This is a genomic window from Nocardia sp. NBC_01327, from assembly GCF_035958815.1.
In the GTDB taxonomy this organism is placed as follows: Bacteria; Actinomycetota; Actinomycetes; order Mycobacteriales; family Mycobacteriaceae; genus Nocardia.
Genome location: NZ_CP108383.1, coordinates 8,528,038 through 8,547,639, shown reverse-complemented (window position 1 = coordinate 8,547,639; position 19,602 = coordinate 8,528,038). Strand labels below are relative to the sequence as shown.

23 protein-coding genes and 1 tRNA gene are annotated in these 19,602 nt (G+C 66.9%); 19 read left to right on the top strand and 5 right to left on the bottom strand.

All coding sequences use genetic code 11. From position 1 onward, the window contains the following. Position 1 precedes the first annotated feature (1 nt). Both OG326_RS39465 and OG326_RS39460 read right to left on the bottom strand, forming a co-directional pair. Entirely contained in the window at positions 2-520 is a 519-nt protein-coding gene (locus tag OG326_RS39465; RefSeq protein WP_327142192.1) for a hypothetical protein, read from the bottom strand. A gap of 20 nt (positions 521-540) precedes the next feature. Beyond that, positions 541-999, bottom strand: coding sequence for a MarR family winged helix-turn-helix transcriptional regulator (locus OG326_RS39460; RefSeq protein WP_327142191.1), 459 nt, complete (start codon positions 997-999; stop codon positions 541-543). Between the two features lie 299 nt (positions 1,000-1,298). Here OG326_RS39460 and OG326_RS39455 point away from each other — a divergent pair, with 299 nt between their 5' ends. The 15 genes from OG326_RS39455 (at position 1,299) to OG326_RS39385 (ending at position 14,716) form a co-directional block, all read left to right on the top strand. Beyond that, the gene (locus OG326_RS39455) at positions 1,299-3,029 is read left to right on the top strand and encodes an acetyl/propionyl/methylcrotonyl-CoA carboxylase subunit alpha (RefSeq protein WP_327142190.1); all 1,731 of its coding nucleotides are present in this window, start codon (positions 1,299-1,301) and stop codon (positions 3,027-3,029) included. Positions 3,030-3,077: 48 nt separating this feature from the next. Continuing rightward, a complete protein-coding gene (locus OG326_RS39450) occupies positions 3,078-3,710 on the top strand; it encodes a TcmI family type II polyketide cyclase (protein WP_327142189.1) in 633 nt (210 codons plus the stop codon). Continuing rightward, positions 3,707-4,978, top strand: a complete 1,272-nt coding sequence (locus tag OG326_RS39445; RefSeq protein ID WP_327142188.1) for a beta-ketoacyl-[acyl-carrier-protein] synthase family protein — start codon at positions 3,707-3,709, stop codon at positions 4,976-4,978. The genes OG326_RS39450 and OG326_RS39445 overlap by 4 nt, the downstream gene beginning before the upstream one ends. After that, complete coding sequence (locus OG326_RS39440; RefSeq protein ID WP_327142187.1) at positions 4,975-6,282, top strand: ketosynthase chain-length factor; 1,308 nt, start codon at positions 4,975-4,977, stop codon at positions 6,280-6,282. Before OG326_RS39445 ends, OG326_RS39440 begins: the two co-directional genes overlap by 4 nt. Continuing rightward, a complete protein-coding gene (locus OG326_RS39435; protein ID WP_327142186.1) occupies positions 6,279-6,536 on the top strand; it encodes an acyl carrier protein in 258 nt (85 codons plus the stop codon). The genes OG326_RS39440 and OG326_RS39435 overlap by 4 nt, the downstream gene beginning before the upstream one ends. A gap of 11 nt (positions 6,537-6,547) precedes the next feature. Then, a complete protein-coding gene (locus OG326_RS39430) occupies positions 6,548-7,324 on the top strand; it encodes an SDR family NAD(P)-dependent oxidoreductase (RefSeq protein WP_327142185.1) in 777 nt (258 codons plus the stop codon). 12 nt (positions 7,325-7,336) lie between these two features. Continuing rightward, positions 7,337-8,296, top strand: a complete 960-nt coding sequence (locus OG326_RS39425) for an aromatase/cyclase (RefSeq protein WP_327142184.1) — start codon at positions 7,337-7,339, stop codon at positions 8,294-8,296. Beyond that, entirely contained in the window at positions 8,293-9,153 is an 861-nt protein-coding gene (locus OG326_RS39420; RefSeq protein WP_327142183.1) for an alpha/beta hydrolase, read from the top strand. Before OG326_RS39425 ends, OG326_RS39420 begins: the two co-directional genes overlap by 4 nt. 13 nt (positions 9,154-9,166) lie before the next feature. Then, a complete protein-coding gene (locus OG326_RS39415) occupies positions 9,167-10,750 on the top strand; it encodes an acyl-CoA carboxylase subunit beta (RefSeq protein ID WP_327142182.1) in 1,584 nt (527 codons plus the stop codon). Positions 10,751-10,763: 13 nt separating this feature from the next. Continuing rightward, on the top strand, positions 10,764-10,934 hold the full coding sequence (locus OG326_RS39410; RefSeq protein ID WP_327142181.1) for a hypothetical protein: 171 nt from the start codon (positions 10,764-10,766) through the stop codon (positions 10,932-10,934). A gap of 3 nt (positions 10,935-10,937) precedes the next feature. Continuing rightward, positions 10,938-11,351 (top strand): lipocalin-like domain-containing protein, encoded by a 414-nt coding sequence (locus OG326_RS39405; RefSeq protein ID WP_327142180.1) that lies wholly within the window; start codon positions 10,938-10,940, stop codon positions 11,349-11,351. Beyond that, a complete protein-coding gene (locus OG326_RS39400; protein WP_327142179.1) occupies positions 11,341-12,099 on the top strand; it encodes an SDR family NAD(P)-dependent oxidoreductase in 759 nt (252 codons plus the stop codon). Before OG326_RS39405 ends, OG326_RS39400 begins: the two co-directional genes overlap by 11 nt. Continuing rightward, positions 12,092-13,645: a phytoene desaturase family protein gene (locus OG326_RS39395; RefSeq protein ID WP_327142178.1), complete on the top strand. Its 1,554-nt coding sequence runs from the start codon at positions 12,092-12,094 to the stop codon at positions 13,643-13,645. Before OG326_RS39400 ends, OG326_RS39395 begins: the two co-directional genes overlap by 8 nt. 22 nt (positions 13,646-13,667) lie before the next feature. After that, complete coding sequence (locus OG326_RS39390; RefSeq protein WP_327142177.1) at positions 13,668-14,222, top strand: pyridoxamine 5'-phosphate oxidase family protein; 555 nt, start codon at positions 13,668-13,670, stop codon at positions 14,220-14,222. A 149-nt stretch (positions 14,223-14,371) separates the two neighbouring features. Next, the gene (locus OG326_RS39385) at positions 14,372-14,716 is read left to right on the top strand and encodes a hypothetical protein (RefSeq protein ID WP_327142176.1); all 345 of its coding nucleotides are present in this window, start codon (positions 14,372-14,374) and stop codon (positions 14,714-14,716) included. Between the two features lie 269 nt (positions 14,717-14,985). Here OG326_RS39385 and OG326_RS39380 read toward each other — a convergent pair. From OG326_RS39380 to OG326_RS39370, 3 genes are all read right to left on the bottom strand, one after another. Further along, positions 14,986-15,058 (bottom strand) — tRNA-Ala (locus OG326_RS39380). 85 nt (positions 15,059-15,143) lie between these two features. Continuing rightward, positions 15,144-15,794, bottom strand: a complete 651-nt coding sequence (locus tag OG326_RS39375; RefSeq protein WP_327146735.1) for a TetR/AcrR family transcriptional regulator — start codon at positions 15,792-15,794, stop codon at positions 15,144-15,146. A gap of 310 nt (positions 15,795-16,104) precedes the next feature. Next, positions 16,105-16,821 (bottom strand): uracil-DNA glycosylase, encoded by a 717-nt coding sequence (locus OG326_RS39370; RefSeq protein WP_327142175.1) that lies wholly within the window; start codon positions 16,819-16,821, stop codon positions 16,105-16,107. A gap of 114 nt (positions 16,822-16,935) precedes the next feature. Between OG326_RS39370 and OG326_RS39365 the strand changes: the two genes are divergently transcribed. From OG326_RS39365 to OG326_RS39350, 4 genes are all read left to right on the top strand, one after another. Further along, the gene (locus tag OG326_RS39365) at positions 16,936-17,598 is read left to right on the top strand and encodes a trimeric intracellular cation channel family protein (RefSeq protein WP_327142174.1); all 663 of its coding nucleotides are present in this window, start codon (positions 16,936-16,938) and stop codon (positions 17,596-17,598) included. A gap of 119 nt (positions 17,599-17,717) precedes the next feature. Next, on the top strand, positions 17,718-18,161 hold the full coding sequence (locus tag OG326_RS39360) for a GyrI-like domain-containing protein (RefSeq protein WP_327142173.1): 444 nt from the start codon (positions 17,718-17,720) through the stop codon (positions 18,159-18,161). After that, positions 18,158-18,592, top strand: coding sequence for an effector binding domain-containing protein (locus OG326_RS39355; RefSeq protein ID WP_327142172.1), 435 nt, complete (start codon positions 18,158-18,160; stop codon positions 18,590-18,592). Before OG326_RS39360 ends, OG326_RS39355 begins: the two co-directional genes overlap by 4 nt. 481 nt (positions 18,593-19,073) lie before the next feature. Then, positions 19,074-19,601, top strand: a complete 528-nt coding sequence (locus OG326_RS39350; protein WP_327142171.1) for a hypothetical protein — start codon at positions 19,074-19,076, stop codon at positions 19,599-19,601. Position 19,602 lies beyond the last annotated feature (1 nt).

Sequence of the window (19,602 nt, the reverse complement as noted above, 5' to 3'; positions counted from 1 at the left end):
TTCATCCCTGAGATTCTTCGCTGCCCACGGCAACGGATGGATCCGTGCTGTCCGAGCGATCGTGTCCACTCGGTTTCCCGGCGCCGGTGCCGAGCCGGCCGGTGAGCCGGAGACCGTCACGAATATTCAGTGACATCAGCGCGATATTGGTCGCGCCCGCAAGGAGTTCCAGCGCCTGCACGCAGTAGAACGCGACCCCGAAGTGGCCGTGGCTCGCGAGCACGTCCAGCGTGATCGCCGAGGGGACCAGGATGAGCAGGCCGTTGCCCGCGATGAACGGCATCCGGCGCTTCTTCGCGAGGATGACCGGAAGCGTCGATCCCGCGGACAGGCGGAAGCCGCTCGCCCCGGTGATCGCGAGGGCGAGCACCAGCAGCGGCAGCGCCCACGGAATGGTCTGCTTCAGGGTGGTGACGTCCTGCCGGGATCCGAAGATCTCCGTCAGTACGGTCGAGGTCCAGAAGGTCGCGATGGTGAGCAGTCCGAGTGCGCCCGCGAGGGGATGGATGCGGGAGAGCATGGTGTACCTCTCTTCGACGGTCAGGTGGCCCGATCGGCTTCGAGGTTGCCGATGGCCTGTCGAGCCATGCGGAGGAAGTCCTCCTCCTGCGGGTCCGGAAAGCCCGCCGTGGCAATGTCGTTCACCTCGAGTGCGGCCGCGACCAGTGCGGCCCGCAGCTCCTGGGCGCGATCGGTGAGGTAGATCAGTGCCCGCCGCCCGTCGGTGGGATCGGCGGTGCGCTGGATCAGCCCGTCGCGCTCCATCCGCTTGAGCGTGTGCGCCATGGTCGACTGGTCGATGCGCACCTTCTCGCAGAGCTCGTTCTGTGAGACGCCGTCCTTCTCGTACAGCGCGAGCATTTGCGCGAATTGTCCTGGCACCACCCCGTATTCGGCGATACGATCGCGCAGCGCCTGCTCCATCAGCCGAGCGAGATGGTTGATCACGTATCCCAGTGAGGTGCGCCGGTCCATCGGCAGCGTCTCGAGCGGTTCCATGCCCACCTTCCATCGATGTCCGTCCGGTTGCACCCGAGAATACATGGCAAGCCATATAAATGCGACCGCTGGCGAAATGCGCTGCGGCGCTGCGCGGGAGCGTCATGGTAGGTGCGGGCGCGGCGCCCGGCAACCGGGCGGCGCAGATCTTGAAGCGCACCGGATGAATCGGAGGAACCCGGAGATCTCGAGGTTTTCGCCGGTACAGCATCTGAAGGTCCCCGGAGTCGCCGTTCACCTGGTGTCGATCTTGACTTCGCACGATTGTTCCTGAATCCCAACGACTTTCAGGAGACACCGTGCGAAAAGTGTTGATCGCCAACCGCGGTGAGATCGCGGTGCGAATAGCGCGGGCGTGCCGGGATGCCGGCATCATCGGCGTGGCGGTGTACGCGGACCCGGATCGCGATGCCGTCCATGTCCGCGCGGCGGACGAGGCCTACGCACTCGGTGGCGACACCGCCGCGACCAGCTACCTGAATATCGGGGCCGTGCTCGCCGCGGCACGGGCCTGCGGCGCCGACGCGGTGCATCCGGGCTACGGATTCCTCTCCGAGAACGCCGATTTCGCCGCCGCGGTACTCGCGGCGGGGCTGATCTGGATCGGCCCGCCCCCCGAGGTGATCCGCGACCTTGGCGATAAGGTGACCGCCCGCCGCATTGCCGCCGCGGCCGGAGCGCCGATCGTCGCCGGCAGCCCCGGCCCGGTCACCGATCCCGACGAAGTGGTGGCGTTCGCCAGGAAGCACGGACTGCCCGTGGCCATCAAAGCCGCCTTCGGTGGCGGCGGCCGCGGCCTGAAAGTCGCTCGCACGCTTGCCGAGATCCCCGAATGCTTCGACTCCGCGGTGCGGGAGGCGCAGGCCGCGTTCGGGCGCGGCGAATGCTTCGTGGAGCGGTATCTGGACCGGCCCCGGCATGTGGAGACCCAGTGCCTGGCCGATACGGCGGGGAATGTGGTGGTGGTGTCGACCCGGGACTGCTCGCTGCAGCGGCGGCATCAGAAGCTTGTCGAGGAGGCCCCCGCGCCCTTCCTCACCCCGGCGCAGCAGACCGCGCTGGCCGACGCCTCGAAGGCCATTCTGCGCGCGGCGGGCTATCGCGGCGCGGGCACGGTCGAGTTCCTCGTCGGCGCGGACGGCGATCTGTCGTTCCTGGAGGTCAATACCCGGCTCCAGGTGGAACACCCTGTCACCGAGGAGATCACCGGCATCGACCTGGTGCGGGAGCAGCTGCTCCTCGCCGCCGGCGGTCTGCTGGACTACCCGGATCCGGCCCCGCGCGGGCATGCCCTCGAGTTCCGCATCAATTGCGAGGACGCGGGCCGGAACTTCCTCCCCGGACCGGGTGTTGTCACCCGCTACCGCCCGCCGAGCGGCCCGGGTGTGCGCCTGGACTCCGGCATCGAGTCCGGCAGCATCGTCGGCGCCCAGTGGGACTCGTTGCTGGCCAAACTCATTGTGACCGGCGAGGACCGGGCGCAGGCGCTGCAGCGGGCGGCGCGGGCGCTGCGTGAATTCGAGATCGACGGCCTGCCGACCACGCTCCCGCTGCACCGGGCCGTTGTCACCGATCCGGACTTCACCGATGCGCCCTTCCGGGTGCACACCCGCTGGATCGAGACCGAATTCCGCAACGCCATCGCCCCGTACGAGGACGGTGCTGTGGCACAGGATATTCCGGCGCCGCGCGAGACCGTGGTGGTCGAGGTGCGTGGCAGGCGGGTCGAGGTGACCCTGCCCGCACGCGGCGGCAAACCCGCGCCCCGGCCCGTACAGCGCGCCGCCCGCACCGGTCCGGCCGATCGTCCCACCGGCGACACCCTGATCGCGCCGATGTCCGGAACACTGGTGAAAGTCGCTGCGACAGAAGGTGACTCGGTGACCTCCGGCCAGCTCATCGCGGTGATCGAGGCGATGAAGATGGAGCAGCCGATCACCGCGCACAAGGCGGGCACCGTGGTCGGGCTCATCACCGAGATCGGCCGGAGCATCGGCACCGGCGCCGTGCTCTGCCGAATCCAGAACTGATAGGCCGAATCCAGAACTGACACTGCCGAATTCAGAACCGAGGGAAGCATGCATACGACTGTCACGGTCGCCAGAATGACCACCGCGGAGCGGGAACGGGTTGCCGCCGGGTTCGCGGAATTCGACACCGCCGATACCCCGGCGGAACCGAAAACAGTGCGGCGACAACTCTTCCACTACCACAACGAGCTGCTCATCCACATTGTCGACAGCGATGCGCCGTCGCCCGATGAGCACACCGGCCCGGACCTGGTCCCCGGTGTGACCGCCTACGACCATGCCGCGGTGCCGTTCCGCCCGGCGGCCCGGCGCTACTACCACTGGCTGCCCGGCCCGGTGCACCCGAGCATGTACAGCACGCTGGTGGTGAACCGGCTCGCGCCCGCCCGCCGGGTGCAGGTCGCAAAGCTGTTCGCGGACTTCGATACCACCGAGGTGCCGCATCGCATGGGCACCCGGCGGCGGCAATTGTTCGCCTACCACGGCGTCTATTTCCACCTGCAGGATTTCGAGACCCCGGACGGCGGCGCGGTGATCGCCGAGGCGTGGAAGCAGGCCGATCCGCGCTTCATCCAGATCTGTGACGACCTCGATCCACTCATCGAGAAGTACGACGCGGCCACCTGGCGCAAGCCCGCCGATGCCGTTGCGGAGCGCTTCTACCACTGGGAGACAGCATGAAGAACCGGCGCGTTGTCATTACCGGAATGGAGGTGATCGCCCCCGGTGGGGTCGGCGCCAAACAGTTCTGGGAGCTGCTCACCTCCGGCCGCACCGCCACCCGGCGCATCAGTTTCTTCGATCCGGATCAATTCCGCTCCCGGGTGGCGGCCGAGGTCGATTTCGATCCCGAACTGCACGGCCTCACCCCGCAGGAGATCCAGCGGCTCGACCGCACCGGGCAATTCGCGGTGGTCGGTGCGCGCGGCGCGGTCGCCGACAGCGGCCTGGAATTCGACACCCTGGACCCGTTCCGCATCGGCGTGGCGCTGGGCAGCGCCGTCGGCGCGACCATGCGACTGGAACAGGACTATCGCGTCATCAGCAATGGCGGGCGCCTGCACCTGGTCGATCAGAAGTACGCCGACCAGCACCTCTATCAGCATCTGATGCCCAGTTCGTTCGCCGCCGAGGTGGCGCTGACCGTCGGTGCGCAGGGACCGGTGACCGTGGTGTCCTCCGGCTGCACCTCGGGCCTGGACTCGGTCGGGTACGCCGTGCAGCTCATTGCCGACGGCTCGGCCGATGTCATGGTCACCGGTGCGTCGGATGCGCCGATTTCGCCGATCACCATGGCCTGCTTCGACGCCATCAAGGCGACGACACCGCGCTACGACGCGCCGGAATGCGCCTCGCGCCCGTTCGACGCGTCCCGCAACGGCTTCGTGCTGGGGGAGGGGACCGCCATGTTCGTGCTGGAGGAACTGTCCGCGGCACGCCGGCGCGGCGCGCACATCTACGCCGAGGTCGCCGGGTATGCCACCCGCGCCAACGCCTATCACATGACCGGATTGCGTTCGGACGGTGCCGAAATGGCCGAGGCCATCCGGGTGGCACTGCGCGAGGCCGGGGTGCCCGGCGAATCCGTCGACTACATCAATGCGCACGGTTCGGGCACCAAGCAGAACGACCGGCACGAGACCGCGGCGTTCAAGCGCAGTCTGGGCGCGCACGCCTACAAGGTCCCGGTGAGTTCGATCAAATCCATGGTCGGGCATTCGCTGGGCGCCATCGGGTCCATCGAGATCGCGGCATCGGTGCTGGCGCTCGGCGCCAATGTGGTTCCGCCGACCGCGAATCTGCACACCCCGGACCCGGAATGCGATCTGGACTATGTGCCGCTCACCGCGCGTGAGCACCGCACCGACACCGTATTGACCGTGGGCAGCGGATTCGGCGGCTTCCAGAGCGCCATGGTGCTGACCACCGTGACGGGAGCCGCGGCATGACCGGCGCGCTGATCAATGGAGTCGACGTGGTGCGCTACCGCACCGATACACCCGCCGCGGCGAAATCCGAGCTCGACCGCACCACGGCGGTGGTCACCGGAATCGGCATCACCGCGCCGAACGGCATGGGCAGACAGGCGTATTGGGAGGCGACCCGCGCCGGGCGCAGCGGCATCGGCCGCATCACCCGCTTCGATCCGTCCGAGTATCCGGCCACGCTGGCGGGTGAGATTCCGGGGTTCGAGGCGGCCGAGCATCTCCCCAATCGCCTACTGCCGCAGACCGATCAGGTCACCCGCCTGGCGCTGGTCGCGGCGGAATGGGCGCTGGCCGACGCCGGCATCGATACCGGATCGCTCGCCGAATTCGATATGGGCGTGGTGACCGCCGCGGGCTCGGGCGGATTCGAATTCGCCCAGCGCGAGCTGTGCGCCCTGTGGAGCCGGGGCAGTCAGTACGTGAGCGCCTATCAGTCCTTCGCCTGGTTCTACGCGGTCAACAGCGGGCAGATCTCCATCCGCCACGGAATGAAGGGCCCGAGCGGGGTGGTGGTCAGCGATCAGGCCGGTGGTCTGGACGCAATCGCGCACGCCCGCAGGCAGATTCGCAAGGGCATCCCGCTGATGGTGTCGGGCGGTATGGACTCCTCGCTCTGCCCGTGGGGCTGGGCGGCACTGTGGACCAGCGGCCGGGTGCATGCGGGCAGTGACCCCGCGCTCGGTTATCTGCCGTTCGACTCGCGGGCATCGGGGCAGGTGCCCGGTGAGGGCGGCGCCATTCTCATTCTGGAGTCGGCGGAGACGGCCCGTGGTCGCGGTGCGCACAGCTACGGCGAGATCGCCGGTTACGCGGCGACTTTCGATCCGGCGCCGCATACCGGCCGGGAACCCGCACTGTGCGCGGCGATCGAAATGGCCTTGGCCGACGCGGGTCTCGCGGCCGCCGATATCGATGTCGTCTTCGCCGACGCGGCGGGTGTCCCGGAGCTCGACCGCATCGAGGCCGAGGCGATCGCCGCCGTATTCGGTCACCGCGCGGTGCCGGTCACCGCACCGAAAACCATGACCGGGCGGCTGTATTCGGGTGCGGGCCCGCTCGATGTGGCCACCGCACTGCTCGCCATGGCGGCCGGCGAGATCCCGCCGACCATCAATGTCACGCCGGACTCCGATTCACCACTGGATCTGGTGGTCGGTGGGGCGCGGCGCGCAACGGTGCGTGCCGCGCTCGTACTGGCCCGCGGCCTCGGCGGATTCAATTCCGCCGTCGTCCTCACCGCCACCGAAGAAAGGGATATCCCATGACCTTCACCCTCGACGACCTCACCCGCATTCTCGAGGAGGGCTCCGGCGCTCCCGAGGAGGTGGACCTGGCCTCCGACATCCTCGACCTCACCTTCGAGGATCTCGGCTACGACTCCCTGGCCATGCTCGAGACGGCCAGCCGCGTCGAACGGGAATTCGGTGTGACGCTGGAGGATTCGACCGTCATCGACGCGAACACCCCGCGCGCCCTCCTGGCCGCCGTGAACGCGCTCATTCCCCTCCCCACCACGTAGCAGGAGTCACCATGTCGCAATCACATGCCTTGGTCACCGGCGCGACCAGCGGTATCGGCCTGGCCGTGGCCCAGCTGCTCGGGGCCGGGGGCTATCGGGTCTACCTCGGGGCGCGCACGGCCGAGAACGTCGCCACCACCGTGAAGCAATTGCGGGAGATCGGTCTCGACGTGGACGGCGGCACAGTCGATGTGCGGTCCGGCGATTCGGTGCGCGAGTTCGTCACCGCCGCCACCGCGCGCTTCGGCCCGGTCGATGTGCTGGTCAACAATGCGGGCATCAGCGGTGGCGGCGTCACCGCCGATCTCGGCGACGAGGTCTGGGACAACGTCATCGACACCAATCTCAACAGCGTCTTCCGGATGACCCGGGAGGTGCTCACCACCGGCGGTATGCGCGATCGCGGACGGGGTCGCATCATCAATATCGCCTCGACGGCGGGCAAACAGGGTGTGGTGCTCGGTGCGCCGTACTCGGCGTCCAAGCACGGCGTGGTCGGCTTCACGAAGTCTCTGGGCAATGAACTCGCGCCGACCGGCATCACGGTCAATGCCGTCTGCCCCGGCTATGTGGAAACGCCTATGGCACAGCAGGTCCGGCGGAACTACGCCACCCTGCAGCAGACCACCGAGGAAGCCGTCATGGCGAAGTTCACCGCCAAGATTCCGCTCGGCCGCTACTGCACGCCGGAGGAGGTGGCCGGGCTGGTCGGCTACCTGGCCTCCGATACCGCCGCATCCATCACCGCGCAGGCCATGAACGTCTGCGGCGGACTCGGAAACTTCTGAAGGGAATGCATCATGGCCGAAACCACTGCGCAGACAACCGAATCCGTTACGGGACAGACCGAGCACGGCATCGAGGTCGCCGCGCCGGCGGCCACCGTCTACCGCCTGCTCGCCGAGGTGGAGAACTGGCCACAGTTGTTCCCGCCCACCATTTTCGCCGATTATCTGGACAACAACGAGCGGGAACAGCGCATCAGAATCTGGGCCACCGCGGGCGAGGGCGTCAAGCACTGGGTCTCGCGGCGCGTGCTGGATCCGGAGCGCCGCCGCATCGAATTCCGCCAGGAGGTCAGCAGTGCGCCGATCGCCGCCATGGGCGGCACCTGGATTGTCGATACGCTGCCCGACGACCGCTCCCACGTCCGGCTGCTGCACGACTACCGGGCGGTCAGCGCGGACCGGCTGAGCTGGATCGACGACGTGGTCGACCGCAATTCGCGCACCGAACTCGCGGCGCTGAAACGCAGTATCGAACTCGGTGACGCGGGTGCGGATTCGGCCTTCTCGTTCGAGGACACGGTCGAGGTGCAGGGTGCGGCCGAGGACGTCTTCGGGTTCATCAGTGACGCGCACCTGTGGCCCGAGCGACTGCCGCACGTCGCGGGGGTGGAGTTGACCGAACCGGGGCCGGGGATGCAGTCACTGGCCATGGATACCGTCGCCGTCGACGGGTCGCAGCACCGCACCATGTCGTATCGAATCGTGTTCCCGCATCACAAGATCGCGTACAAGCAGATCACCATGCCCGCACTGATGACACTGCACACCGGGTACTGGACGGTGCGGCCGCACCAGCACGGGGTGTCGGTGTCCTCGCAGCACAGCGTCGTGGTGAACACCGACAATATCGCCGCGGTGCTCGGGCCAGAGGCGGATCTGGCCGGCGCCAAGGCGTACGTGCAGCGAGCGCTGAGCACCAATAGCCTGGCGACGCTGCGGCATGCCAAACAGTATGCGGAGGCCGGATCATGAGCCGGGCCGACCCGATACGGGTGGTGGCTCCGGGTGTGCACCGGATACTGCTGGACGCCAACGGTATTCAGTTGTCCGCGCTGTTCAGCACCCCTGCGCTGAACCTGCCGCGGGCCACCATCGTCGCACTGCACGGGGCGGGGATGTCCTCGGCCTATTTCCACGGGCTCGCGCATCCCGATGTCTCACTGCTGACCACCGCCACCCGGATGGGGTACGCCGTGCTGGCTCTCGACCGGCCCGGGTACGGCGCGTCCGCGGATCTGCTGCCGGACGGGCAATCGCTCGCCGAGCAGGTGGACACGGTGCGCGCCGCACTCGCGAGCTTCACCGCGCGCAATGACATCGGGGCCGGGCTGTTCCTGCTCGGGCATTCCTTCGGCGGCAAGCTCGCGCTCACCCTCGCGGGCGATGCGCCGGAGTTCGGGGGAGTGGAGGTGTCCGGGTGCGGGCACCGGTTCGCGCCGCTGGCGCCGGGCGCCAAGGTGTGGAAGCGGAATTGGGGTGACCTGCAGCTGTATCCGCCGGGGACCTTCACGCAGATCGGCTCCGCGGTGGATACGCCGCCGCCCCTGGAATTGGCCGACACCCTGACCTGGCCGGACACCTTCGCGGAGGTGGCCGCGCGCATCCGGATTCCGGTACAGCTCAGCTTCGCCGCACAGGAACGGTGGTGGCGCACCGATGCCGCCGCGCTCGGCGAACTGCCCGCACTGTTCGAGTCCGCGCCCCGCACCAGCGTCGCCCGGGTACCGCACGCGGGCCACAACATCAGCCTCGGCTGGGCGGCGCGCGCGTACCACGCCGGCGTGCTGGCGTTCTTCGAAACCTGCCTGCTCGACCGCGCCGCCGCCTGACCGAGGAGACACCATGACCGAGGAATCCACGCTGCCGTACTCATCCGATCCGGCCACCTTCGATCGCATCGACGAACTGCGCCTGCGCAAGGAGCTGGCCGAATCCGGGCCCGACGCCGCCGCTACCGAGCGTCAGTACGCCAAGGGCAAACTCACGGCGCGGGAACGTATTTCGCTACTGCTGGATCCGGATTCGTTCACCGAGATCGAGGCGCTGCGGCGGCACCGGGCCGTCGGATTCGGACTCGAGCACCGGCCGTACACCGATGGCGTCGTCACCGGATGGGGGACCGTGGACGGGCGGACCGTCTTCGTCTACGCACACGATTTCCGCATCTTCGGTGGCGCACTGGGCGAGGCGCATGCCGAAAAAATCCACAAGCTCATGGATTTGGCGCTCTCGGCCGGTGCGCCGCTGGTCTCGCTGAACGACGGCGCCGGGGCCCGGATCCAGGAGGGCGTGACGGCGCTGGCGGGCTACGGCGGCATCTTCCGGCGCAATACCGCTGCGTCCGGGGTGATTCCGCAGATCAGCGTCATGCTGGGGCCGTGCGCGGGCGGTGCGGCGTACGCACCCGCGCTGACCGATTTCGTGCTCATGGTGCGGGGCATCTCGCAGATGTTCATTACCGGGCCCGAGGTGGTCACCGCCGTCACCGGGGAGTCGGTGACCCTGGAAGGGCTGGGCGGCGCGGATATTCATGCCGAGCGGTCCGGGGTCGCGCACTTCGTGCACGACGACGAGGCGTCCTGTCTCGCCGATGTGCGGTATCTGCTGTCCTTTCTGCCGCAGCACAATCGGGAATTGCCGCCGGTGGCGCCGACCGATGATCCGGCCGACCGGCGCTGCCCCGCGCTCACCGATCTGGTGCCGGAGGTCGGCACCGTGCCCTACGACATGCGTGAGGTCATTGCCGAAATCGCGGATGACGGTGCGTATTTGGAGGTCCACGAGCGCTGGGCGGGCAATATCATCGTCGCTCTGGCCCGAATGGACGGGCACACCGTCGGTTTCGTGGCCAATCAGCCGAACTGCCTCGCGGGCACACTCGATATCAGCGCCAGCGAGAAGGCGGCGCGCTTCGTGCAGATGTGCGATTCCATGAATATTCCGCTGATCACGCTGCTGGACGTGCCGGGCTTCCTGCCCGGCGTCGGCCAGGAGCACGGGGGGATCATCCGGCACGGCGCGAAGCTGCTGTACGCCTACTGCAATGCCACCGTGCCGCGCATCTCGATCGTGCTGCGCAAGGCCTACGGCGGGGCGTACATCGTGATGGATTCGCGCAGCGTCGGCGCGGATCTGGCCCTGGCCTGGCCGACCAATGAGATCGCGGTCATGGGTGCGGAGGGCGCCGCGAATGTGGTGTTCCGCAAGCAGATCGCCGCCGCGGAGGATCCCGCCGGCATGCGGGCCGAGCTGGTCGGCCGGTACGCGCGCGAGCTCATGCACCCCTACTACGCCGCCGAACGCGGGCTGATCGACGACGTCATCGATCCGGCCGATACGCGTTCGGTGCTGATCCGCTCGCTGACCATGCTGCGCGCCAAGCATGCCGATATCCCCGCGCGTAAACACGGCAACCCGCCCCAGTAGTCGAGGAGTCCAGATGTCGTATCCCACAGCTGTTTTCGATTTGCACGACGAATTGAGTGATGAACTCATCGCGGCGCTCGCGCTGGTGCTGCTGTTCGACGATGAACCCGTTTCCCTTCCGTCGCGGCGTCTTCCGGATGCGCAGGCGCACAGCGTGTTCCGCAATCCGCGCGGCTGGCGGTAGCGCATGCCGCGGCCCGAGGAACTGGTGGGCGCGTGGCGGCTGGAATCCTTCCACGACACCGATGCGGCGGGTGGGCCGATCACCGGCCCGCTCGGCGCGGATCCGGACGGGTTCCTGCTCTACACCGCCTGCGGCCATCTCGCGGTCGGCATGATGCGCACCGCGCCCGGCGCGGGTCCTGCCGACTACATGGGGTACGGCGGCCGCTGGCGCCTCGACAACGGCGTCCTGCACCACCTGATCCTGGTCTGCTCCCGTCCCGACTGGGTGGGCGTGGATCAGATTCGGGTGGCCGAGCTGGACGGCGACCTACTGACCATTCGTACATCCCCCGACAATGGCCGAATTGTGCAGTGGCGCAGGGCGGTTTCCACCCAGGGGGCGTTATTGATCGATAAGGAGTCTCATGCGCTTTGACGGTAAGACCGCTCTGATCACCGGATCGAGCGAAGGAATCGGCTATGCCATCGCCGCCGCGCTGGTTGCCGAAGGGGCCCGCGTGGTCCTGACCGCGCGGCGGGAAGCGGCACTCACCGCCGCCGTCGAGCGGCTCGGCCCGGCCGCGTCCTGGGTCAGCGGCGATATCTCCGATCCCGAGACGGCGCGCCGTGCCGTCGATCACGCACTGCAGACCGGCGACAGCCTGGATCTGGTGGTGTGCAATGCCGGAATCCTCATTCCCGGAGTGGTTTTCGCACAGCCCATGGCCGAGGTGGATCGCATTATCGATGTGAATCTGCGCGGCACCATCGCCACCGTCGCCGCGGCCGCGCCGGCTCTGGCCAAGCAGCCGGACTCGGCCATCGTGGTGATCTCCTCGTCCATCGGCCGCAAGCCGGGACCGGGTACCGGTGTCTACGGCGCGACCAAGGCCGCACTGCACTATCTGGTGCCGACCTGGGCAAGTGAGCTGGGGCCCATGGGAATTCGGGTCAACGGCGTATGCGCGGGCATTACCGAGACGCCCGGGTTCCGGGCGGGCGCCGCGGCGATACCCGGGCTCGAAGAGGGCGTTCTCGCCACCAACCTGATCAAGCGCATCGCGACCGCCGATGAGGTGGCCGGACCGGTGCTCACCCTGCTGGACTCCGGCAGCGGCGGATTCGTCACCGGCTCGGTCTGGGACATCGACGGCGGCTACGGACTGGGAGCACACCATGGCTGAGCACGACGTGATCGTGGTGGGCGCGGGCCACAACGGGCTCACCGCCGCGGCGTATCTGGCCGCGGCCGGGCTGGATGTGCTTGTGCTGGAATCGAAGCCGGAGATCGGCGGCGGCGTGGTCAGCGAGGAGGTGACCCTGCCCGGTCATCATCACGACCTGCATGCCGCGGCGCACATCTTCATCCAGGGCAATCCGATGATTCGGGAGGACGAGCTCGGCTTGCTGTCGGAGCACGGGCTCAGCTATGTGTATCCGGACCCGAGTATGTCGGTGGTCTTCCCCGACGGGGACTTCATCGCCTTCTACTCGGATGTGCACAAAACCGCGGAGACCATCGCCCGGATCTCCCCGGCGGACGCCGAAAACTATTTACGCTTCTATGAATTCGCCAGTCCGCTGCTGGATCAGCTGCTGCCCTCACTGTTCGTCCCGCCCGCACCGCTGGGCGCCCTGTTCGCACAGCTCGAGCAGAGCGAAATCGGCAGGGAGACAATGCGAGTGCTCATGATGAGCTATCTCGACGTCTGCAATGAATGGTTCGAACATCCGAAAGTCAAAGCCGCCCTGGTGCGCTGGGTATCGGAACTGCTGGTCGCGCCCGACGAGGGCGGCACGGGGGCGTTCCTGCTGCTGATGGTGCCGTTCATTCACCGCTACGGCATGGGACTGGCCATCGGCGGATCACAATCGCTGTCCGACGCGCTCGCCGCGGCGCTGGCCGCGCGCGGCGGAAGTATCCGCACCGGAATGAAAGTCGAGCAATTCCGCTTCGAGGGCGATCGCGTGGTCGGCGTGCGGTGCGCCGACGGCGCCGAATTCACCGCCCGCCGTGCGGTATTGGCCGATCTGAATATAAAACAGATCCCCGCCATGGTCGACCACCGCTTCGGCCCCGAATGGGAACGTCAGGTCAATCGCATCAAACCGGCCAGCTTCCGGCTGGTGGCGGGCCATATCGTGCTGAGCGAACCGCCCGAATTCCGCGCCGGGCCGGAGGTGACCGAAGCCGGCTTCCAGGAGATCACCCTCCCGCTGCCCGAACTGCTGCGCACCTTCGACCAGCTGAAATACGGCGAACCCGTGCACACCATCCCCACGGTCTCCACCGCCACCCGCTGGGATTCCACCCGCGCCCCCGACGGCCACCACACGCTCTACCTGCTCGGTTACGCCCCCATGGAGCTCGCCGAGGGCGATTGGGATACCCGCAAGGAAGAGATCTTCGACCGCGTCTTCGCCACCTTCAGCGAAATGACCACGAATATCACTGCCGCCCAGGTGCTTTCGCGCGTAGTCCACAGCCCCCTCGATATGGCCCGCTACAACGAGGCCTGGGTGGACGGCGATGCCGGCCACTTCGGCTGCCAGCTCTTCCAATTCATGGGCTTCCGCCCCCTTCCGAACATGGGCTACCGCCTCCCCGCCGACGGCTTCTACCTCGTCGGCCCCTCCACCCACCCCGGTCAGGGCGTCACCGGCGGCGCCCGCGCCGCGGCCCTGGCCGTCCTGGCAGACCTCGGCCTGAGCTTCCCCGCCCCAGCCTGAGCCGTTCGACGGAGGACTCGCCATGCCCACCCCAGAACCAACCCTCCCCGAAATCCAGGAAGCGATCACCGACCTACTCCGCACCGAACAACTGGCCACCCTGGCCACCCTCGACGCCGAAGGCCACCCCTCCGCCTCCGCCATGCACATCACCGCGGACGGCCTCATCACCTACATGCACACCTTCCACAACAACCGCAAACACGCACAGATGCAACACAACCCGAACGTCAGCTACGTAACCAGCTACTTCCCACCCGACGGCTACACCGGCCGAGCCGACATCCGCTCCCTCCAAATCCAAGGCCGAGCCACCCTGGTCACCGACCCCGCCGAAATCCAGCACGCAGTCCAACTCAGCTTCGAGCAATTCCCCTGGCTAGCAGACACATCCCTCTACAACAACATCAAACCCCCCGACCAAGGCCAACAGGTCTTCTACCGCATAGACCCCACCCGAGGCCTCTGGTCCGACCACCGAATCCGCCAACTCTGGCGCATCCACCTAGATTTCAGCCTCGACGGCCGCACCATAACCGCCACCCACCCCTACAACACCCCCCACCGCCGCCCCTGACAGACGGATGACCGGGCCACTTCTAATCGCACGAAAAAGGGCCCTCGACCAGTACCAGGTCGAGGGCCTTCCCATGTTGCAGACCTGATGCGAAACCCACCCAATCCAAAGCTCTCCCGGCTGTCACGCACCGCGTAGGGTCCCTGGCCATGAAACGAATCCATGCGTTCGTGGCGGCGGGGATTGCGGGCTCGATGATGATGGCCGGAGGCCAGTCTGCCCAGGCCCAGGCGACCGGCTCCAGCGCGGAAGGCGGCGTCGGGCAGATAACAGTGACGGTGCAAGCCGACGGCGCAGGCGCCAACTGCGACGTCCGAGTGGACGGCAATATCGTTCCGAACTCACAATTCCTGGTCTTCGCCGATCCAGGCGTCGCCTCGAAAACAGTGTCCCCGATCATGGCCGGCCCCCACACGGTAAGCGCATTCTGCAACGGAGCCGACCTGGATACCATCACCGTCCAGGTGCAACCCGGCCCGACCGGTTCCATGTAGCCCCGAAACGACGATCGCCCGCAGGTCACGGACGATCGTGCGGCAACCGGTGGCCGAGAGGCCACTGAGAAGCCCACCGATCACCGGCATCGAGCCCGCACTCCCTGTGCTGGACAAGAGGATTCCCATGGGTTGCGACGCCATTCTCCGAACCAATCGGGAGCCCTGAGACTCGGTACGACTACCGATAGGGACAACGCGGTAACAAGGCTCGAGTAACGGCACAACGCACAGATCCCCGGGCCACTGGCCCGGGGATCTGTGATGAGTGGAGCTAAGGGGAATCGAACCCCTGACCTTCTCGATGCGAACGAGACGCGCTACCAACTGCGCTATAGCCCCAGCCGCTGACCGTTACCGGCCTGCGGTGGAAAACTTTAGCAGGTGGGCGGGGGTGTCGCCGAATCGGCTGGTTGGGGGCGGTTTCTCAGGGGGAATCGAGGGGGGTGGTGTAGGAGTCGAGGACTCGGAGGAAGAGGTCTAGGCGGTAGGTGCGGAGGGAGGGACTGTCGGGTTCCAGGAGGCATTGGGCCATGGTGCCGTCGTGGACTGCGATCAGGGCTCGGCTCAGGGCTACCGGGTCGGGGACTTGGCGGCCGGCGCGCTTCAGGAGGCGGGTGAGGACGGGGGTGAGGGCGGCGCTGATGGCTTCCTCGCGGGCGACCATCACTCGGCGCAGGGGTGGGTTGCGGAGGGCGTGGGCGGTGAATTCGGAGGTGATGCGAAACCACTTGTCGTCCACGGGGACTGCGGCCAGCACATGCTCTACCACTTGCTGCGGATCGTCGACGGGGAGGTCGGTGTCCAGCACCGCGGTCACCTGCTCGAGCATTGCCGCCGAGCGCTGTTCCCACATGGCGAGGAACAACTCCTCCAATGAGGTGAAGTTCGAATAGAACGCGCCGCGCGTGAATCCGGCCCGCTCACAGATCTGCTCGACAGTGCATCGACCCAGCCCGTCTTCGGCAAAGGCATCGAATGCCGCATCGAGCAACCGCTGCCGAGTCTGCGACCGTCGCCGCTTGACCGGCGTATCGCCGCCGGAACCCGCGCTTCGCGACGGTTCGCGGCGATTCATCGGCGCAGCTGTCTCGGCGGTGCCCACCAGTGGGCCGACCACATCGCCGGTGGGGGAGTTATCGGCCCTGCTCACGACCGCATCGTATCGGTTGCGGTGCGAGATGCAGCAGGGCGCGAGCACACACCGGTTCACCGGGGTATCCGGCCTGAGCGGTCAAAGATCGCATCAGAGCGGCAAATTTTGCATGTGCCGGCCGATCTTTGACCGCTCAGGCCGGGGCGACAAGGTCTCCGACGCCTATGCAGGATCAAGCGATGGCCGCTGTCTCCCCATCGCTGAAGTGAATCGACTCCAGTTGGTCCGCGCTTCAGTCGTTATCCAGGCCGGCGGCGGTCTTGGCTTCGACCAGTACGGCTTCAAGCATCGCGGGTGTGAGTCGTCCAGTGAAGGTGTTCTGCTGGCTTACGTGATAGCTCCCGAATAGGTGGAGTGGCGCGCGGTCGTCCCGCGCGGGCGCGAGTTCGTAATGAACGCCGTGTCCGAAGCGCGGCTTGGGTTTCGGGATTTCCCAGCCGGATTCGGACAGTGCGGGGAGTAGGGCCTGCCAGCCCCAGCCGCCGAGGACCACGATGGAGCGGACAGTTGGTGCCATCAGGCCCAGTTCGGTGACGAGCCAGTGGCGGCAGGTGTCGCGTTCGGTGGGGGTTGGTTTGTTGTCGGGTGGGGCGCAGTGGACCGGGGCGGTGACTCGGGTTCCCAGGAGCTGCAGGCCGTCGCCGAGGTGGGTGCTCTGGGGCTGGTTGCTCAGGCCGGCGGCGTGCATGGCGGCGAACAGTACGTCGCCGCTGCGGTCTCCGGTGAACATGCGGCCAGTTCTATTGCCGCCGTGGGCGGCTGGGGCCAGGCCGACTATGAGGACTCGGGCGTCGTCCGGGCCTAGTCCGGGAACTGGTTTGCCCCAGTAATTTTCGTCACGAAATGCGGCGCGTTTGTCGTGCGCGACCTGTTCCCGCCATTCGACCAGTCGGGGGCAGGCGCGACAGGCTGTGAGCTGCGCTTCGAGCTCCGCAATTGTCCGGCACACGAGGGTGACTCAACCACATCGCCCGGTCGAGCGGGAGATGTCGGCGCGGCGCGGCGGCGAGGCATACTGTGCCCCGGTAGCCGACTGTTTGCGACAGTGAAAGGAACCGGTGCCGTGAGTGATCTCGTCGAGCTCGGCAATGCCGTCGGGACGGCCCAGAAGGTCGGAAATCTGGTGGGCGTGTTCGCATTCGGCGTGTCGGGTGCGCTGCTCGCGGTGCGCCGGAATTTCGATGTGGTCGGCATCGCGGTCCTGGCGGTCTGCACCGCGACGGGCGGCGGCATCCTGCGCGACCTCATTATCGGTGAGACTCCGCCGACGGCCTTCGTGCATGTCAGTTATGCGGCCACGGCCCTACTGGCCGCTGCTCTCATCTTCTTCTGGCATCCACCGCATCGAGTCACCCGCACCCCGCTGCTGATGGCCGATGGGGTCGGCCTCGGGATCTTCTGTGTGACCGGCACTGTCAGCGCTTTTCAGCACGGACTTCCGGCCACCTCGGCGGCGGCGCTGGGTGTGGTCACCGCGGTCGGCGGCGGCGTGGTCCGGGACGTACTGGCCGGAATCACACCCAGCGTGCTGAGTGACGGTGAGCTCTACGCGGTGCCCGCGCTGCTCGGCTCGGCCGCGACCGCGGTACTGCTGCACCACGGCCAATACACCTACTGGACGGGCGGTTTGGCGGGCGCGGGCGCGGTGGTGCTCCGCTTCCTCGCGCTCTGGCGGCACTGGCGTGCACCCCTGGCCCGGCCGCACCGCAGGCGCGATCCGGCGTGACCCCCGGGCGCGCGGTGACAGCGCCCCAGTCGTGTTGCCCGAGCACCCCGAACATGGTTGATAGCATGGCGAAGGTTGGCCAGCGGGCTGTGCATCACACCCAGAGAGAGTTCCTACCAATGCAGTTTGAGATCGTCGAGCGGGACGAGACATGGGTCGCCGGACTGCCGGTGCGCAGCCCCAAACGTGCTCTCGGTGAACTGCGCGACCACGATCTGGAAGTGGCCTGGGCCGCTGTCCTGCATCAGGAACTCGGCGGCCCGCTCGCCTCGGCCTATACCGATTACGCGGCCGAACTCGGCACCTACAACACGCAGATCGTCGGATACCAGTGCGAGTCCTTCGACGAGGTCACCCGCGGTCACGTGGTGGCCCGGCTGCCGCGCGGGACCTATGCCAGATTCTCTTCGGTCGGTAGCTTTCCGCAGGTGATGACCGATCTCTGGACCCAGATCGCCTACGCCGAGGAGCACAACCACATCCGGCGCACGCACAGCGGCGATTTCGAGTGCTATCCGCACGCCTACAAGATCGAGCTGTACCTGGCGGTCGAGCCCTCATGACCTATTCGATCGTGGTGCGGCCGGGCGGCGTGTACGGCGGCCTCGTGGTGCCGCGGGTGCGGCCCAGCTTCAAGGTCAGCAACAGCGAGCTCATCGAATTCCTGCGCGACCGGCTGCGCGACCGCGACGGCGACGAACTTCCCCTGGCCACCGTGTACGTGCCGGATCCGGCCGGGAACTACAACGTCCTGGTTTCCTACCAGTACCCGACGCCCGAGCAGGCTCCGATCGGCGATGTGCTGATCCGGGTTCCCAAGGGTGTCTACGCCCGCTTCCAACCGAATGGTGATTATCACGATCCGGCCGAGGATGTGTGGGCTCAGGTGGACGATGCGACCGCCTCGGCGGAGATTTCCCGGGCCTACCGCGAGGAGATCGAGATCTGGTCGGGGCCCTCCGAACTGGAGTTGTTCATCTCGATCTTGATCTGATAGCCATCTGTTAGCTAAATGGAAACCAACCAGTCTTGTGGTTGTGTTTCATACCTGATAGCAATGGTTTGACCAGGGGGGATTTCTAGACGTCCATTCGGGTTTCGGAAGATTTGCCGGACGCCTGGACAATTTTCTCCGGCTGGCGGATACTCCCTTGGGTGCCTGTACCGGGCACGGTTGATACACGACCGTATCGGGCGGGGGCTCGGTAGTCGCGCGGGAGCCCGCGCAGCAACGGAGTAGGAACTGTATGGCTGTGGAAGTAGTCGCAGTCGTCCCGTCGGATTCAGCTGATGAGGACTTGCTGCGATTCCAGGATGCGTCGTCGGGGTGCACCTTCTGGGTGGGTACACCGCAAGCGCACCCGGGCCTGTGGCGCCGCAACATCACCGGCGCATTGCGTGCTTACCGACGCTATGGAGTTGATGCAGTACTCGAATACGACAAAACGGCTGACGGACGTTCCAGCGCACTCTTCGTGGCCGCCATCGATCCATTCGGAGACGTGGTAGCGGGTATGCGGGTGCAGGGTCCGTACACCCATGTGGACGAGGTCAACGCCCTCGCCGCCTGGGCCGGCCGGGCGGGCGAATCGGCCCTGCGTAAGCGGGTTGCCGACCGGATACCGGAGGGTGTCGTGGAGGTGAAGGCCGTGTGGGCCGATCGTGGCCTGGACCGCGGCCAGCGCCGGGCTCTCGGCGCCGCCCTCGACCGCTGCGTTGTGCATGTCACCTCATTACTGCGCGCCCGCTACGGATTTGTCACCGCGGGTGAGCACGCTGCCGAGGGCTATCGGACCAGCGGCGCCCGCTCCGACTGGTGGATTCCCGCGGTGCCTTTTCCCGACGATCGCTATCGAACCGTGCCGCTGTGGTGGGATATGCGGACCTATCGCTCGATAGCCGCCGAACCGCAGTTGACCTTGATCGAAGCCGAGCAACTCGCGCTCGCGGCCGGCGATACCGAGTTGCCGGCGGACCTTACCGGCGCCGGAGGGCTTGCCTGAC